The sequence below is a fragment of the Burkholderia sp. Bp9016 genome (assembly GCF_003857765.1).
Classification (GTDB): Bacteria; Pseudomonadota; Gammaproteobacteria; order Burkholderiales; family Burkholderiaceae; genus Burkholderia.
The window spans coordinates 153,936-169,730 of record NZ_QTPY01000016.1; the positions used below are offsets into that span (position 1 = coordinate 153,936).

Here is a 15,795-nt window from a genome sequence, read left to right on the forward strand (position 1 = left end):
AACATTGCGGAAAATCCGCAACAAATGAAATGAGGCCAACCGAATCAACCGATCCGATTTAATCGTGCGTCAATCCAACAATCGCTTTCGCCTTGGCATCACCCGAATGGTGCTGCTGGCCTTGGTCACGCGTGCAGCAAATGAGTTGCCGGTGAAGGAAAGATGGGGCGGTGCATTCGACTCGTCACTCATCGGGTCTCCTTTCTCGACAAATCGGTGATGATTGCGCCACACGAAATTTGCGCGAATGAGAAAGATGAATCAATCAGACGAATTCGAAATTCGCAATGCGAATTTTCAAGCGTGCTGACCGGCGTCAAATGCGCCAGTAGTCGCGCGCTTTCAGGGCCGATGAGCCCGGAAGCCGTGCAAACGATCGAGGTAGTGGTTTGCCAGGTGCGCGAAACCTGTTCGACGGACCGATCGAGACAGAGCGCAGCAATGCCAAGATGCGCGGCGCTTGCAACGCTCGCGCCGTCCCGCGTGCGGCAAGCAATCAACGTGTTGCGCCAAGCCGGCAGTTGTCGCCGAAGCTGCGGGTGTTTATGGACTTTCGATGCGAGTGGCTATTCAAGCAGCCCCGATCCGCTCCGCATGAGCCGGCGGCGCCAGTGCATCGCTGTCGTCCTTCAGCCCGACGCCCGTCAGCCCGAGGCGGCGCGCGTGCGTCATCAGGTAATGCAGCTTGTGCGCGGCGGCCGCGTGCGGCAGCCCTTCGGGCCGCACGTTCGAGATGCAGTTGCGCAGTGCGTCGTGACAACCGACCTTCGGCGCCCAGGTGAGGTACACGCCGAGGCTGTCCGGCGAGCTGAGCCCCGGCCGTTCGCCGATCAGCATCGCGACGACCTGCGCACGCAGCAGCTCGCCGATCTCGTCGCCGAGCGCGACGCGCGCCTGCGTCGCGACCACCACCGGCCCGATCCGCCAGCCGTCCGCGTCGAGCCGCGGACGCATGGCCTCCAGCAGCGGCAGCGCCTGCTTCGCGGCCGCGAACGCCGACAGCCCGTCGCCGACCACGAACACCACGTCCGGCGCGTCGTCGAGCGCCGCGCCATAACCGGCCAGCAGCGCACGCCCGTCGTCGGACAGCTTGCGGCCGAGGTCGGGCCGGCGCAGGTAATGCTGACGGTCGGGCGCGGCGCTCTGCACGCCGAGCGTCGCGAAGCCGGCCGCATCGATCTCGCGCCGCAGCGCGTCCGCGTCGAGCGGCTGGTGCACCGCGTCGCGCGCCTGCGCGTGCGACAGGTTGAACGCAAGCAGCGGCGCGGTCGGCAGACTGTTGCCCGCGCGGCCGAGCGCGATGCGCGCGTTGGTGAACGACTTCAGCTGCGCCCACGGGTTCTTTTCGACGGCGTCGCTCATGCGGAAATCCCCATCCAGTCGTTCGCACCCGCGAGCAGCGGAACGCGCGAGTTCGCGGCGCGCAGCGCACCGTGCGCGTCGGCGATTTCCATCGTCTCCAGCCACTCCTCGAACTCGGGCGCGCGGCGCAGGCCGAGCACCTCGCGCACGTACAACTGATCGTGAAACGACGTGCTCTGGTAGTTCAGCATCACGTCGTCCGCGCCCGGAATCCCCATGATGAAGTTGATGCCGGCCGCGCCGAGCAGTGTCAGCAGCGTGTCCATGTCGTCCTGGTCGGCTTCCGCGTGGTTGGTGTAGCAGATGTCGCAGCCCATCGGCACACCGAGCAGTTTCCCGCAGAAGTGGTCCTCGAGCCCCGCGCGGATGATCTGCTTGCCGTCGTACAGGTATTCGGGCCCGATGAAACCGACCACCGTGTTCACGAGGAACGGGTCGAACTTGCGCGCGACCGCGTACGCGCGCACTTCGCAGGTCTGCTGGTCGACGCCGAAGTGAGCATTCGCCGACAACGCACTGCCCTGCCCGGTCTCGAAGTACATCAGGTTGTTGCCGACGGTGCCGCGCTTGAGCGACAACGCGGCCTCGTGCGCCTCGCCGAGCAGCGCGAGCGAGATCCCGAAACTCGCATTCGCCTTTTCGGTGCCCGCGATCGACTGAAAGACGAGATCGACCGGCGCACCCTTCTCGATCGCCGCGATCGTGTTCGTCACATGCGTCAGCACGCACGACTGCGTCGGCACGCCGTAGCGCTCGCGAAACGCGTCGATCATCGCGAGCAGCTTCACGATCGCCGCGAGGCTGTCGGTCGCCGGGTTGATGCCGATCATCGCGTCGCCGCAGCCGTACATCAGCCCGTCGAGCATCGACGCGGCGATGCCCTTCACGTCGTCGGTCGGGTGGTTCGGCTGCAGCCGCACCGACATCCGGCCCGCGAGCCCGACCGTGTTGCGAAAACGCGTGACCACGCGGCGCTTGCGCGCGCCGGCGATCAGGTCCTGGTTGCGCATCAGCTTCGACACGGCCGCGACCATCTCGGGCGTGAGGCCCGGCGCGATCCGTTCGAGCGCGGCGCCGTCGGCGACCGGCGACAGCAGCCAGTTGCGGAAATCGCCGACCGTCAGATGCGAGATTTCGGCGAACGAGGCCGCATCGTGATCGTCGAGGATCAGGCGCGTGACTTCGTCGTGTTCGTACGGAATCACCGCTTCGTTCAGGAACGCTTTCAGCGGCACGCCCGCGAGCGCGATCTTCGCGGCGACGCGCTCCTCCTCGCTCGCCGCCGCGACACCGGCGAGCTGGTCGCCCGAGCGCAGCGGGCTCGCCTTCGCGAGCAGCGTCTTCAGGTCCGCGAAGCGGTACGTGCGCGGGCCGATCGTCTCCGTATAGGACATCGTTCGAATCTCCTTGCCAAATGCCGACGGCGCACCCTGCTCGGCAGGGCACGCCGGATGCCGTCAGGAACGGCTGTTCGCGTTCGCCATGCTCATTCCTCGAGCACCGCGTCGCCCGGCGCGCTCGCGCGCTGCGAACGCGTCGCGAGGAAGTACGCATAGCCGAGCGCAAGGAACGCCACGAACACCATCGCCACCAGCCCATTGAAGTACACCATCGTGCCGAGGCATATCAGGGCCGCAACGATCGCGAACGCCGGGAAGAACGGGTACAGCGGCGCGCGGAACGGCCGCGCCATGTTCGGCTGCGAACGGCGCAGCTTGAACAGCGACGCCATGCTTACGATATACATCACGATCGCGCCGAACACCGACATCGTCACGATGTTCGCGGTGAGCGTCTGGCCGCCGAACTGGATCAGCTCGTCGCTGTAGATCGCCGCGATGCCGACCACGCCGCCCGCGAGGATCGCGCGGTAAGGCGTCTTGAAGCGCGGATGCACCTTCGCGAGCCATTCGGGCAGGTAGCCTTCGCGGGCCAGCGCGAAGATCTGGCGCGAATAGCCGAGGATGATCCCGTGGAACGACGCGACGAGTCCGAACAGCCCGAGCCACACGAGCATGTGCATCCAGCCGCTGTTCGCGCCGACGATGTACTTCATCGCCTGCGGCAGCGGGTCGTTGATGTTCGCGAGCCGGGTCCAGTCGCCCGCGCCGCCGGCGAACACCATCACGCCGACCGCCAGCGTGACGAGCGTCAGGATGCCGGCCACGTAGGCGATCGGAATCGAACGCTTCGGGTTCTTCGCCTCCTCGGCGGCCATCGCGACGCCCTCGATCGCGAGGAAGAACCAGATCGCGAACGGGATCGCCGCGAACATCCCGTGGAATGCGCCGACGCTGAAATGATCGGCGCCCGACCAGCCGCCCTTCAGGAAATTGCTCCACGCGAAGCCCGGCGACACCACGCCCATGAACACCAGCAATTCGAAGATCGCGAACAGCGTGACGATCAGCTCGAACGTCGCGGCGATCTGCACGCCGACGATGTTCAGCGCCATGAACACGAGATACGCGCCCATCGCCGCGTTTTTCGGTTCGAGTCCCGGAAACTGCACGTGCAGGTACGCGCCGATCGCCAGCGCGATCGCGGGCGGCGCGAACACGAATTCGACGAGGGTTGCCACCCCGGCCAGATAGCCGCCCGCGGGGCCGAATGCACGCCGCGCATACGCGAACGGCCCGCCCGCGTGCGGGATCGACGTCGTGAGTTCGGTGAAGCTGAAGATGAAGGTCGTATACATCGCCGCGACGAACATCGCGGTGATCACGAAACCCAGCGTGCCCGCACTCGCCCAGCCGTAGCTCCAGCCGAAGTACTCGCCGGAAATCACGAGGCCGACCGCGATGCCCCACAGCTGCCAGGTCCCGAGCGTCTGCTGCAGCGCGGGCTGGCCGGACGACTTGGCGCCGGCGACGGGCCGGCCATTCGACTCTGCTTTCATCGGATTCTCCTGAAAGGTGCGGGCCTGCCGGCCTGCTCGACTGAGAATCGATGCTAGAGAGTCATTAAACGACGTGTTATCGAAATTCGGCAAAGATGGCCGCTGACGTTTCGCCGACGGCAACGCCGCCGCGCGCAGCTTGACCGCCCCGGCTACCCTCCTCGGGCAGCCGGGGCGCCGTGGCCTGCTTACTGGCCGCCGCCGCGCTGGTTGAACCAGCGGTCGAGCAGCTTGCCGGCCGCTTCGCGGCCGCCAAGGCCGAACGACAGCGCGACCGCCACCGCGATCGCGCCGAGCACGAGGCCGAACGCGAGCTGCACGATCTCGTTGGCAATGCCCATCGCGCGCAGCCCCATCGCGAACACCAGGCCGAGGATCGCGAATTGCGCGATCCGCGCGAACAGCACGCTGTGTTCGCGGTCGGCCTGCTCGATCACGCGACGCGCGAGGCCCGCGAGCCACACGCCGATCACGAGAATCACGCCGCCCATCAGCACGTGGCCGCCGAATTCGATGAACAGCGTGACAACGTCGCGCACCTGCGTGAAACCGAGCCGGTTCGCGGCTTCGACCGCGGCGAACAGCATCGCGAAGAACACGATCAGCCGTCCGACCAGCACCGACGGCTGCAGCATCCCCGAGAACACGCGTTCGACGCCGAGCACGGCCGGCAGCCCGTCGGCGCCGGCGGCTTCCAGCAGCTTCTGTGCGAGCGATGCGACGAAGCGCGCGAAATAGAACGTGACGAGCACGATCACGATCGCCGCGACGATGTCCGGCACCGCGCCGAGGAACTGGTTCAGCATGTTGGTGGCGGGAATCGAGATCGCGTCGATCTTCAGCGCATCGAGCGCGGAGATCAGCGTCGGCACGAACACGAACACGTAGACGATCGTGCCGATCAGGCTCGACACGCGCACCGGCGTCGGACTGTCGAGCCGCGCGGTGAGACGATCCGCGCCGGCGGCAACCAGCAGGTTCGTCACGAGGCCGCGCAGCACGCGCGCGACGACCCAGCCGACGAAGCCGATCACCGCGGCCGCAAACAGGTTCGGCACGATCGCGAGCAGCTTGTCGATCATCCCCTGCACCGGCGACAGCAGGCCGGACAGCGCGAACGACGCGAGAATCGCCGGCAGGAACATCAGGATCACGAGCCAGAACAGCACGTCGCCGAGATAGCCGCTCATCGGCTGCATGCCCGCGCTTTCGGACAGCTTGTCGTCGACCTTGCTCGCCTTCAGCGCGCGGTTCGCGAGGCTGCGCAGCAGCGACGCGATGAGCCACGCGATCAGCGTCAGCGCCGCGCCGCCGATCAGGTTCGGCAGGTAGTTGACGATGTGCGTGACAAGCAGCGAGAACGGATTGGAGACCGCGTACAGATTCAGCACGTTGAAGATGCCCACCGCGGTGACGAGCAGCACGAGCCAGAACAGCCCGCCGGCGACGATCCGCTCGACGCAGGCGCCCTGGCCGGTGCTTTCGTTGATGCGCTGGTCGACCTTCAGCGCGTTGAGCAGCCGGAGCGTGCCGGCCCGCACTACCACGGCGACCAGCCAGCCGATCACCAGGATGCCGATCGCGCCCGCGATCTTGGGCAGGTAGCCGCCTAGCGTGGTCTGCAGCGACGTGATGAAGCTGGAAGCATCCATTTCTTCTTCTCCCGAAAAACGTGGCGTTGCGATTGAACATCGACGAACTACCTGCGTACTTCGAAAACCGTGCTGTGCCGCCCCAGCAACTTACCCGAGAAAAATGACGCATTCATCGGATTTCACCGTCTTTAACTTTAGTCATAGATCGCAGGGGCGGAACCCCATTTCGACGAAATAAAAAAGGGACGGATTCGGCATGCTTACGCATCTCCGCAAGATTTATTCAGCACGCGCGTGCTACCGTGACGTCGATTCCTGCCGCGGCATGCCGATGCCCGTCGCCACGAAAGCCGGCACGCCCGCGTGGCGGAGCCATGCGGCGCGAGTCGCGCGCCTGAATTTCGCGATGCTTACGGTGTGCCGCCTCTGCAGCACCGGCCGATCTATCCGTTACAGCGAGGAGAAGAAGGCATGTTCAAACATGAAGTGGAGATCCGGCGGCTGCCGGAACTGCGCGGGTATGCGGTTGCGCACACGGGTGCGTACCTGAAGGTCGTCGACGCGTTCGGGCACGTCGGCGCGTGGGTCGCGCAGCATGGACTGACCGGCCCCGGCGCGATGATGATCGGGATCTTCTATGACGATCCGGATACGACGCCCGAAGCGCAATTGCGGGCGAAAGCCTGTTTCGTGCCGGCCGCCGGCGCGCCGGATGTCGCGCCGGCGCCGCCAGTCGAGCGTGTGACGATCGCGGGCGGCGATCATGCGGTGCTGCTGCACACGGGACCGTATGCGGATCTGAAAACGGCCTACCAGTGGCTGTACGGCGACTGGCTGCGTCGCTCGGGCCGCGAAGCCGCCGATGCGCCGCCGTTCGAGCTGTATCTGAACACGCCGATGGATGCGGCGCCAGCCGACCTGCAAACCGAGATCTATTTGCCGCTGCGGTGAGTGCAGGAGCGCGGTCCGGTCGGCGTACGTTGAGGCCAGGATGATGCGTCCGCCTGGTCCTGCGGCCGGCCAAGGGCTGGCGATCAGGCGCGGCCGGCTTGCGTCCCGCAGCTCGGGCAAAAGCGTGCATCGGCCGCCAGCGCCGCGTGGCAGCGGCTACACGCGTTGCCACGCTGTGAGGTACCGCACTGCGCGCAGAATCGCGCGTCCGCCGCGTTGAGCGCGCCGCAGCCCGCGCAGGCGAGCTGGCGCAGCGGCGCGTTGCCGCCCTGGGCGTCGGGCTGCGACTGCCAGCCCCAACCGTGACGGTCGCGGCCGCGCGCATCGTGGCTGCCATGACCTTCCGCACCGTGCCCGCCGTGATGCCCGCCACCGTGGTTGCCGCGATGCCCGCCGCCGTGGCCACCCAAGATCCGTTTCAGAAAGCTCATCGCCCGCTCCTCATCGCTGCGTCTGCGCGCCATCGAACACGCCGGCCTTCGACAGCAGCCGCAAACCGTTGCCGACGACGATCAGGCTCGCGCCCGCATCGGCGAACACGGCCATCCACATCGTGCCGATCCCTGCGACCGTCAGGCCGAGGAACACGATCTTCAAGCCGAGCGCGAAACCGATGTTCTGCACCAGCACGCGATGCGTCGCGCGCGACAGCCGCACGAACGCGGGAATCTTGCGCAGGTCGTCGTCCATCAGTGCGACGTCGGCCGTCTCGATCGCCGTGTCGGTGCCCATCGCGCCCATCGCGAAACCGATGTCGGCACGCGCGAGCGCCGGCGCATCGTTGATCCCGTCGCCGACCATCCCGACCGCGCCCGCGCCGCCGGCTGCCAGCTCCTCGACCGCCGCGAGCTTGTCCTCCGGCAACTGGTTGCCGCGCGCGTCGTCGATGCCGGCCTGCCGCGCGATCGCCTGCGCGGTGTGCGGGTTGTCGCCGGTCAGCATCGCGGTGCGGATGCCGAGCGCATGCAGGTCGGCGATCGCCGCGCGGCTCGTGTCCTTGATCGTGTCGGCCACTGCGAAAATGCCGAGCACGCGCGTGTCGTCGACCAGCATCACGACGCTCTTGCCCTGCCGCTCGAGCACGTCGAGCTTCGCCTCCAGCACCGGCGAGCAACGTTCGAGTTCCTCGACGAGCCGGTGGTTGCCGAGCCAGTAGCGTGTGCCGTCGATCGTGCCGCGCACGCCGCGCCCGACGATCGCTTCGAATTCCTCTACATTGGCGAACGCTGCCGTCTGCGCATCGCGTGCTGCCGCGGCGATCGCCTGCGACACCGGGTGATCGGAGCGTGCCGCGAGGCTCGCGCCGAGATGACGCACCTGCGCAGCATCGACGTCGACGGCATGCAGGTCGAAATCGGTCTGCACCGGCTTGCCGTGCGTGATCGTGCCGGTCTTGTCGAGCGCGAGCCACGCAAGCTTGCGGCCTTCTTCCAGATAGACGCCGCCCTTCACGAGAATCCCGCGCCGCGCCGCAGCCGCGAGGCCCGACACGATCGTCACCGGCGTCGAGATCACCAGCGCGCACGGGCACGCGATCACGAGCAGCACCAGCGCGCGGTAGATCCAGTCGTGCCAGGCGCCGCCCAGCACGAGCGGCGGCGCCACCGCGACCAGCAGCGCGATCGCGAACACGATCGGCGTATAGACGCGTGCGAACTGGTCGACGAAACGCTGCGTCGGCGCCTTCGCGCCCTGCGCTTCCTCGACCGCGTGGATGATCCGCGCAAGCGTCGAATTGGCCGCAACCGCCGTCACGCGATAGTCGAACGATCCCGACTCGTTGATCGTGCCTGCATACACCGCGTCGCCGGCTCCCTTCTCGACCGGCAGGCTTTCGCCGGTGATCGGCGCCTGGTTCACCGTCGAGCGGCCCGCGACGACTTCGCCGTCCAGCCCGATCCGCTCGCCCGGCTTCACGCGCACGACCGCGCCGAGCGCCACCTGCGCGGCTTCGACGGTGCGCCAAGCGCCATCGGCGTCCTGCACGGTCGCGGCGTCGGGAGCGAGCCGCATCAGGCCCTGGATCGCATTGCGCGCGCGATCGAGCGACTTCGCCTCGATCAGTTCGGCGATCGTGAACAACACCATCACCATCGACGCTTCCGGCCACTGGCCGATCGCCATCGCGCCAGTCACCGCGATGCTCATCAGCGCATTGATGTTCAGGTTGCCGTTGCGGATCGCGATCCAGCCTTTCTTGTAGGTGGTCAGCCCGCATGCGAGCACCGCCGCGAGCGCGAGCACGGCCGATAGCCACACCGGCAGGCCGACCCAGTTCGCCGCTTCGGACGCGATCGCCGCGACGCCCGCCAGCGCGAGCGGCCACCACGGCTTCGCGGGCGCGTCAGCGACCCGGGCGGCCGGTGCATCGGCCGACGCGGCCTCCGGCGTCATCCCGAGCGTGCGGATCGCGCTTTCGATCGCGGGCTGCGCGCCGGGCACGTGTTCGACGGTCAGCATCCGCTGCATCAGGTTGAATTCGAGCGCCGATACCTGCTGCATGCCGCCGAGCTTCTTGCGGATCAGCGTTTCCTCGGTCGGGCAGTCCATCTGCATGATCCGGAATGCGGAGCGCACGTGCCCCGACGCGGTGGCCTGCGCGACCGGGAGCGGCGCGAGCGTCAGCGCGGCGGGCGCGCAGCAGTCGCCGGCCGCGTGGTCGTGGTCGTGGTCGTGGTCGTGGTCGTGGTCGTGGTCGTGGTCGTGGTCGTGACCGGCATGGTCATGTGCAGCGTGATCATGCGCGGCATGGTCGTGCAAACATGCCGCGCCGTGCCCATGCCCGTCGCCGTGTGCGTGGCTGGTGTGGTCGTGCCCCGTGCCGTGCGCAGGTGCATGATCGTGGCCGCATTCATGCGGCTGCGCGCCGCGCGATGCGCCGTCGCCGTGCGCGTGCTCGCCGGCCGCCGGCGCCGTGTCGTCGACGGTCGCCGCCTGCGTGTCGCACGCGTCGGCGCAGCAGGTCTCGGCGCCGCCGGCATGACGGTGTCGTGGGTCGTGGGTACGCTGGGCGTCGGTCATGACAACCTCCTCAATGGCTTGACGGTGTAGAGTTAACACCTTGAAGCCACTACAAGGTCAAGCCTTACAACGGAGAAAGCCATGAAGATCGGCGAACTGGCCAAGGCGGCCCGCTGCACGCCCGAAACGATCCGCTTCTACGAGAAGGAGGGGCTGATGCCGGATGCGGAGCGAACCGATTCGAACTACCGGAACTACACCGACGTGCACGTCGAACGGCTGCGCTTCATTCGCAACTGCCGTGCGCTCGACATGGCGCACGACGAAATCCGCGCGCTGCTGCAGCTCACCGACACGCCGGCCGACCCGTGCGATTCGATCAACTCGCTGCTCGACGAGCATATCGGCCACGTCGACGCACGCCTCGCGGAGCTCATGCATCTGCGCGATCAGCTCATCGAGTTGAGGCGTCAATGCGTTGGCGAACATTCGGTCGAAGACTGCGGCATCGTGCATGGTCTGGCGACGATGGAAACCGTCGCACCAGCTGCGAAGCGCTCGCACCTCGGCTGAAACCCTTGTGGAATATGATAGTCTAGTCGATACTAGTTATATTTCAACTAGACACAATATAACTATTCATGACATCGAGCCGCCCGTCTCCGCTTGCGCTCGCGGTCCTCGCGACGCTCACCGAAACGCCGATGCATCCGTACGGAATGCTGCAGCAGTGGAAGGCCCGCGGTTACGACGAAGTCGTCAACGTGCGGCAGCGCACGAGCCTTTACCAGACGATCGACCGGCTGCTGCGCGACGGGCTGATCGCCGTGCACGATACCGAGCGCGACGGCGCGTTTCCCGAGCGCACGCTGTACACGCTGACCGAAACCGGACACACGGCCGGGCAGGCGTGGCTGCATGCGCTGCTCGCCGAACCCGCGCGCGAATTCCCGGCGTTCGGCGCCGGCCTCGCATTCCTGCCGCTGCTCGACGCCGAAGATGCGCGCCACCAGCTCGAGCGCCGCATCGCCGCGCTCGAAGCCGAGCGCGAACGCCTCGAATCGCTGCGCAACGCCGCGCAGAACGATCAGGTGCCACGCCTGTTCCTGCTGCAGAACGAGCATGCGCTCGTGCTGCTCAACGCGGAGCTCGACTGGGCCCGCAGCGTCGTCGAACACCTGAAGATCGGCGCGCTGAGCTGGGTCGACGGCTGACTTGACGGCGAACGCGCAAGCGCCGCACGTCTACGGTCCGTCATGCATCGCAGCGGCCATCGCGGCCGCCGCTTTCCCCGTTTACTGCGTCGAGATGTCGATATTGCCGAAGTACTTCTGGCCCAGCGACTTCACCGTGCCATCCGCCTTTAGCTTGTCGATCGCCGCATCGAGTTTCGTCTTCAGCGCGTCGTCGCCCTTGCGCAGCCCGAACGCGATCCCGCTGCCGAGAATCTTGTCGTCGCGCACCGGCTGACCGACGAACGAGAAACCCTTGCCGTCCGGACGCGACAGGAAGCCGCGCTGGCCGGCCGGCGCGAGCACCAGCGTCGCGTCGAGACGGCCTGACACGAGATCCGCGTACGCCTGGTTCTGATCCTGGTACGCGACGATCGACACGCCGGCCTGCTCCCAGTGCGCCTTCGCATAGGTTTCCTGGATCGACGCCTGCAACACGCCGACGCGCTTGCCCTTCAGCGATTCCGGCGTCGGCAGCAGGCCGCTGCCGGTGCGCGCGATCAGCTGCGTCGGCACGCGGTAGATGATCGTCGTGAAGTCGATTGCCTGGCGCCGCTGCTCGGTCGCGTTCATCGCCGAGTTGATCGCGTCGAACTTGCGGCCCTTCAGCGCGGGAATCAGTCCGTCGAAGGACGTTTCGACCCACTTGCACGACAGCTTCGCCGTCTGGCAAACGGCATTGCCGACATCGATGTCGAAGCCCTGCAGGTCGCCGTTCGGCGCTTTCGACTCGAACGGCGGGTATTGCGCCTCGAGGCCGAAGCGCAGCGTCTGCCCGTCGGCGAGCGCCGCGCCGGAGCCGAGCGCGCACGCAAATGCGAACGCGAGTTTCAGGGTGTGTCCATGTTTCATCGTGATCTCCTGACTTGTCGACCGCAGCCGTGCTTCGACACATGCTGCAGCCCATCGGTGGCTTTCCGGGCGACGTATACGTCGCCTTCCTGGGTACGGGCCGCACCCGCGATTACAGCGAACGCAACCGCCGCGCGCCCTCGATCAGCGTCGCGTCGTCCTTCGAGAAACTGAGCCGGATCACGCCCGCGTCGGTGCCGTCGGTGTAGAACGCCGACAGCGGAATCGTCGCGACGCGCGCATCCCGGATCAGGCGCAGCACGAAATCGCTGTCGCTTTCGTCCGAGAAGTGCCGGAACCGCGCGAGCATGAAGAACGAGCCTTCGCTCGGCAGCAGCTCGAAGCGCGAATCGGCCAGCTCGTGCGCGAGCAGGTCGCGCTTGGCCTGGTAGAACGCCGACAGTCCGAGATAGCTTTCCGGTCGCGCGAGGATTTCCGCGAACGCGACCTGCATCGGCGTATCGGCCGAGAACACCATGAACTGGTGCACCTTGCGGATCTCGTCCATCAGCGCGGCCGGCGCGATGCAGTGGCCGACACGCCAGCCCGTCACGTGAAACGACTTGCCGAACGACGACACGATCACGCTGCGCTCGGCCAGCTCGCGGTGACGCGCGACGCTCTGATGCTGCGCGCCGTCGAACACGACGTGCTCGTAGACCTCGTCGGACAGCACCACGATATCGGTATTGCGCGTGAGCTGCGCGAGCCGTTCGAGATCGTCGGCGGAAAACACCGTCGCGGTCGGGTTGTGCGGCGTGTTCACGACGATCATCCGCGTGCGTGGCGTGATCGCCGCGGCGACCTCGTCCCAGTTCACGCGGAAATGCTCGGGCGACAGCTTGATCGCGACCGGCGTTGCGCCCTGCATCCGCACGATCGGCGCGTAGCTGTCGAACGACGGCTCGAAATAGATCACTTCGTCGCCCGGATGCACGAGCGCGCTGATCGCCGCGTAGAGCCCTTCGCTCGCGCTCGCGATCACCGTGATCTCGGTGCCCGGGTCGTAGCGCGTGCCGTACAGCGCCTCGGTCTTCTCCGCGAGCCGCTCGCGCAGCGACACGATGCCGGCCATCGGCGCGTACTGGTTGTGGCCGTCGCGCATCGCGCGTGCGACGCCCTCGACGAGCGCCGGATCTGGCGCGAAATTCGGCGCGCCCTGCGACAGGTTCAGCGCATCGTGCTGCGCAGCAAGCTGGCCGATCACCGTGAAGATTGTCGTCCCGACGTCGGGCAGTTTCGAACGGGGCGTGGTGGCGCTTCGCATGACTCCTCCTTCTGATGTCCTTCGGGCGGGCCCGCACGAAACGCGCGGCCCTGCACATGCCGCATGATTTAGCCCCAGCCAATATCGGCGGACAATCGAAAGTTCGTCATGGCGGCCATGCATTTTTCTCATGGCTCTTGGCACGAAAGGCTCGGCGGGACGGTGGCGCCGCCCACGCCGCATGCGAATCGGGCATTACCCCTAGGGTCTGTTCACGCGGATGACGGGCTGGCGCCGGCCGCCAGATACGCGCCCAGCAGCGTGTGCAGCTCGCCGCGCAGCGCGCCGAAGTCGAGTGCCGGCCCGAGCGTCAGCAACGCCTGCGACACGCCGCCGTAACAGACCGTATGCGCCATCCGCGCGAGCCCGTCGAGCCGCTCGGCCGGCGGCGGATCGGCGGCCTGTGCGAGCGCGTCGCGCCACAGCGCGACGTAGGCATCGTAGTGCCGGCGGTAGGCGACGAGCTGCGACACCTGCCGCTCCAGCGCGAACAGCGCGCTCCATAGCGCAGCGTCCGCGCCGATTGCGTCGAGTTGCAGGTCGACGAGCGCGGCCGCGAGTTCGGCGCGCGGCGCGCCGCGCAACCCGTGCGCCGCGTCGCGCAACCGGTCGGCCAGCGCGAGCACGCGCCGGTGAATGCACAGCGCGGCGAGGCTCTGCTTGTCGCCGAAGTATTCGTAGAAGGTGCCGATGCTCACGCCTGCGACGGCCGCGATCTCGCGGATCGTCGCCTTTGCATAGCCGCGCTCGAGCAAAAGCTGAACGAATGCCTGCTGAAGCGCATCGGACGTGGCCTGCGCGCGCGACTGGCGCGGCCGGCGACGCAATGCGGGCGCGGGTTGCGCCGCCGGCTGGCCGGGCGGCGCCGGAACCTGAACATGTCGCGACGGCATATTTGCTACTCTGAAATTCAGCGGAAACACGTTTGACCGGAAGCCGGCACCGGCATGCACGCGCCGGCAGCGCGGCACCCGGCCGGCCGGGCGCGAAGCATGAGACCGGAGACAACCCGATGACCGAATCGACCCATGCCGTCACGAACCAGTTCGACGAACTGGTCGACTATAACCTCTTCGCGACGGACGCCGCGCTGCGCGAGGCGCTCGCCCGCGCCGGCGCCGACTGGGCCGTGCCGCGGCTCGACGCGTACGGCGCGCGGCTCGGCAGCGCCGACACCGCGCGGCTCGCCGACGAAGCGAATCGCCACACGCCGGAGCTGAACGCGTTCGACCGGCGCGGCCGGCGCATCGACCGCGTCGACTTCCATCCGGCGTGGCACACGCTGCTCGGGATGTACCGCAACGAAGGCTTCGTATCGCTCGCGTTCCGCGATACGCGCCCCGGCCGGTGGGCCGCGACCGCGGCCGGCTTCTACCTGCACGGCCAGATCGAGGCCGGCACACTGTGCCCGGCCACGATGACGCAGGCCGCGATTCCCGTGCTGCAGAAGGAGCCCGCGCTGTGGGCGCTGCTGCGCGACAAGCTCTACAGCGACGACTACGACCCGCGCGACGTGCCGGTCGCCGACAAGCGCTCGATCTGGTTCGGCATGGGGATGACCGAAAAACAGGGCGGCTCCGACGTGCGCGCGAACGCGACGCTCGCGACTGCCGTCGGCGCGGGCGGGCGCGGCGGCGAATACCGGCTGCGCGGCCACAAGTGGTTCTTCTCCGCGCCGATGTGCGATGCGCACCTCGTCGTCGCCCACACCGAAGCGGGTAGCCCGTCGTGCTTCTACGTACCCCGCTGGCGGCCGGACGGCACGAAGAACGCGGTCGAGATCCAGCGGCTGAAGAACAAGGTCGGCAACCGCAGCAATTCGAGCAGCGAGATCGAACTGAACGACGCGTGGGGCATCATGCTCGGCGACGAAGGCCGCGGGATTCCGACCATCATCGAGATGGCCACCTACACGCGGCTGAACTGCGTGCTCGGCAGCGCGGCGATGCTGCGCCAGGGCGTCGTGCAGGCGATCGCCTATACGCGTCAGCGCCACGCGTTCGGCCGCGCGCTCGCCGAGCAGCCGCTGATGCGCACCGTGCTCACCGATCTCGCGCTCGAAAGCGAAGCCGCGCTTGCCCTGGCGATGCGCCTCGCCGATGCGTTCGAGCGCGACGACTCGCCGCGCGAACGCGCGTGGAAGCGGATCGTCACGCCTGCCGCGAAATTCTGGGTCTGCAAGCGCGCGGTCGAACTGAGCGGCGAAGTGATGGAAGTGTTCGGCGGCAACGGCTACGTCGACGACGGGCCGATCGCGCGGCTGTTTCGCGAAGCGCCCGTCAACTCGATCTGGGAAGGCTCCGGCAACGTGATGTGCCTCGACGTGCTGCGCGCGGTGTCGCGCGAGCCCGACGCGGCCGCCGCGCTGCTGGCCGAGCTGGACGACCTCGGCGCGGGCGAGCCGCGCATCCGTGCGGCGCTCGACACGCTGCGTGCGATGCTCGCGGCGCCGGCCGACACGCTCGAGGCATCGGCGCGCGTGTTCGCGCAGCGGCTCGCGCTCGTCGCGCAGGCGTGCCTGCTGCGGCGCGATGCGCCTGCGGCCGTCGCCGATGCGTTCATCGCGACGCGGCTCGCCGCACCCGACTGGGGCCGCATCGTGGGCGGCTTCGATCCGCACGCGCTCGACGTCGGCGCGCTGCTGCAGCGCGCGTACCCGGCCTGACGCCTGTCCGC

General features: G+C 67.4%; 13 protein-coding genes and 1 pseudogene. 4 read left to right on the forward strand and 10 right to left on the reverse strand.

What is annotated here, in order from left to right:
* Positions 1–69: 69 nt before the first annotated feature.
* From DIE13_RS33460 to DIE13_RS20720, 5 genes are all read right to left on the reverse strand, one after another.
* Complete coding sequence (locus tag DIE13_RS33460; protein ID WP_260435085.1) at positions 70–192, reverse strand: hypothetical protein; 123 nt, start codon at positions 190–192, stop codon at positions 70–72.
* A 378-nt stretch (positions 193–570) separates the two neighbouring features.
* On the reverse strand, positions 571–1,362 hold the full coding sequence (eutC, locus tag DIE13_RS20705; protein WP_124828831.1) for an ethanolamine ammonia-lyase subunit EutC: 792 nt from the start codon (positions 1,360–1,362) through the stop codon (positions 571–573).
* Positions 1,359–2,756: an ethanolamine ammonia-lyase subunit EutB gene (locus DIE13_RS20710; protein WP_124828832.1), complete on the reverse strand. Its 1,398-nt coding sequence runs from the start codon at positions 2,754–2,756 to the stop codon at positions 1,359–1,361. The genes eutC and DIE13_RS20710 overlap by 4 nt, the downstream gene beginning before the upstream one ends.
* 92 nt (positions 2,757–2,848) lie before the next feature.
* Positions 2,849–4,261 (reverse strand): ethanolamine permease, encoded by a 1,413-nt coding sequence (eat, locus tag DIE13_RS20715; RefSeq protein ID WP_124828833.1) that lies wholly within the window; start codon positions 4,259–4,261, stop codon positions 2,849–2,851.
* A gap of 188 nt (positions 4,262–4,449) precedes the next feature.
* Entirely contained in the window at positions 4,450–5,913 is a 1,464-nt protein-coding gene (locus DIE13_RS20720; RefSeq protein ID WP_124828834.1) for a mechanosensitive ion channel, read from the reverse strand.
* A gap of 333 nt (positions 5,914–6,246) precedes the next feature.
* On the opposite strand from DIE13_RS20720, the pseudogene DIE13_RS20725 reads away from it, so the two are divergent.
* A pseudogene (locus DIE13_RS20725) lies at positions 6,247–6,807 on the forward strand (GyrI-like domain-containing protein); the annotation flags it as partial.
* A gap of 83 nt (positions 6,808–6,890) precedes the next feature.
* Here DIE13_RS20725 and DIE13_RS20730 read toward each other — a convergent pair.
* Together DIE13_RS20730 and DIE13_RS20735 are read right to left on the reverse strand one after the other, a co-directional pair.
* The gene (locus DIE13_RS20730) at positions 6,891–7,238 is read right to left on the reverse strand and encodes a zinc ribbon domain-containing protein (protein WP_124828836.1); all 348 of its coding nucleotides are present in this window, start codon (positions 7,236–7,238) and stop codon (positions 6,891–6,893) included.
* Between the two features lie 10 nt (positions 7,239–7,248).
* Complete coding sequence (locus DIE13_RS20735; RefSeq protein ID WP_124828837.1) at positions 7,249–9,828, reverse strand: heavy metal translocating P-type ATPase; 2,580 nt, start codon at positions 9,826–9,828, stop codon at positions 7,249–7,251.
* Between the two features lie 81 nt (positions 9,829–9,909).
* Here DIE13_RS20735 and cadR point away from each other — a divergent pair, with 81 nt between their 5' ends.
* Complete coding sequence (cadR, locus tag DIE13_RS20740) at positions 9,910–10,341, forward strand: Cd(II)/Pb(II)-responsive transcriptional regulator (RefSeq protein WP_124828838.1); 432 nt, start codon at positions 9,910–9,912, stop codon at positions 10,339–10,341.
* Positions 10,342–10,409: 68 nt separating this feature from the next.
* Positions 10,410–10,982 carry a PadR family transcriptional regulator gene (locus tag DIE13_RS20745; RefSeq protein ID WP_124828839.1) on the forward strand — a complete coding sequence of 191 codons (573 nt, stop codon included), beginning with the start codon at positions 10,410–10,412 and terminating at the stop codon, positions 10,980–10,982.
* Between the two features lie 81 nt (positions 10,983–11,063).
* Here the strand turns inward: DIE13_RS20745 and DIE13_RS20750 are convergent, their stop codons facing one another.
* The 3 genes from DIE13_RS20750 to DIE13_RS20760 all read right to left on the reverse strand — a co-directional run bounded on the left by DIE13_RS20750 (position 11,064) and on the right by DIE13_RS20760 (position 14,012).
* Positions 11,064–11,852, reverse strand: coding sequence for an ABC transporter substrate-binding protein (locus tag DIE13_RS20750; protein WP_124828840.1), 789 nt, complete (start codon positions 11,850–11,852; stop codon positions 11,064–11,066).
* Between the two features lie 112 nt (positions 11,853–11,964).
* Complete coding sequence (locus DIE13_RS20755; protein ID WP_124828841.1) at positions 11,965–13,119, reverse strand: pyridoxal phosphate-dependent aminotransferase; 1,155 nt, start codon at positions 13,117–13,119, stop codon at positions 11,965–11,967.
* A gap of 212 nt (positions 13,120–13,331) precedes the next feature.
* On the reverse strand, positions 13,332–14,012 hold the full coding sequence (locus DIE13_RS20760; protein WP_124828842.1) for a TetR/AcrR family transcriptional regulator: 681 nt from the start codon (positions 14,010–14,012) through the stop codon (positions 13,332–13,334).
* A gap of 119 nt (positions 14,013–14,131) precedes the next feature.
* Here DIE13_RS20760 and DIE13_RS20765 point away from each other — a divergent pair, with 119 nt between their 5' ends.
* On the forward strand, positions 14,132–15,784 hold the full coding sequence (locus tag DIE13_RS20765) for an acyl-CoA dehydrogenase family protein (RefSeq protein ID WP_124828843.1): 1,653 nt from the start codon (positions 14,132–14,134) through the stop codon (positions 15,782–15,784).
* Positions 15,785–15,795 lie beyond the last annotated feature (11 nt).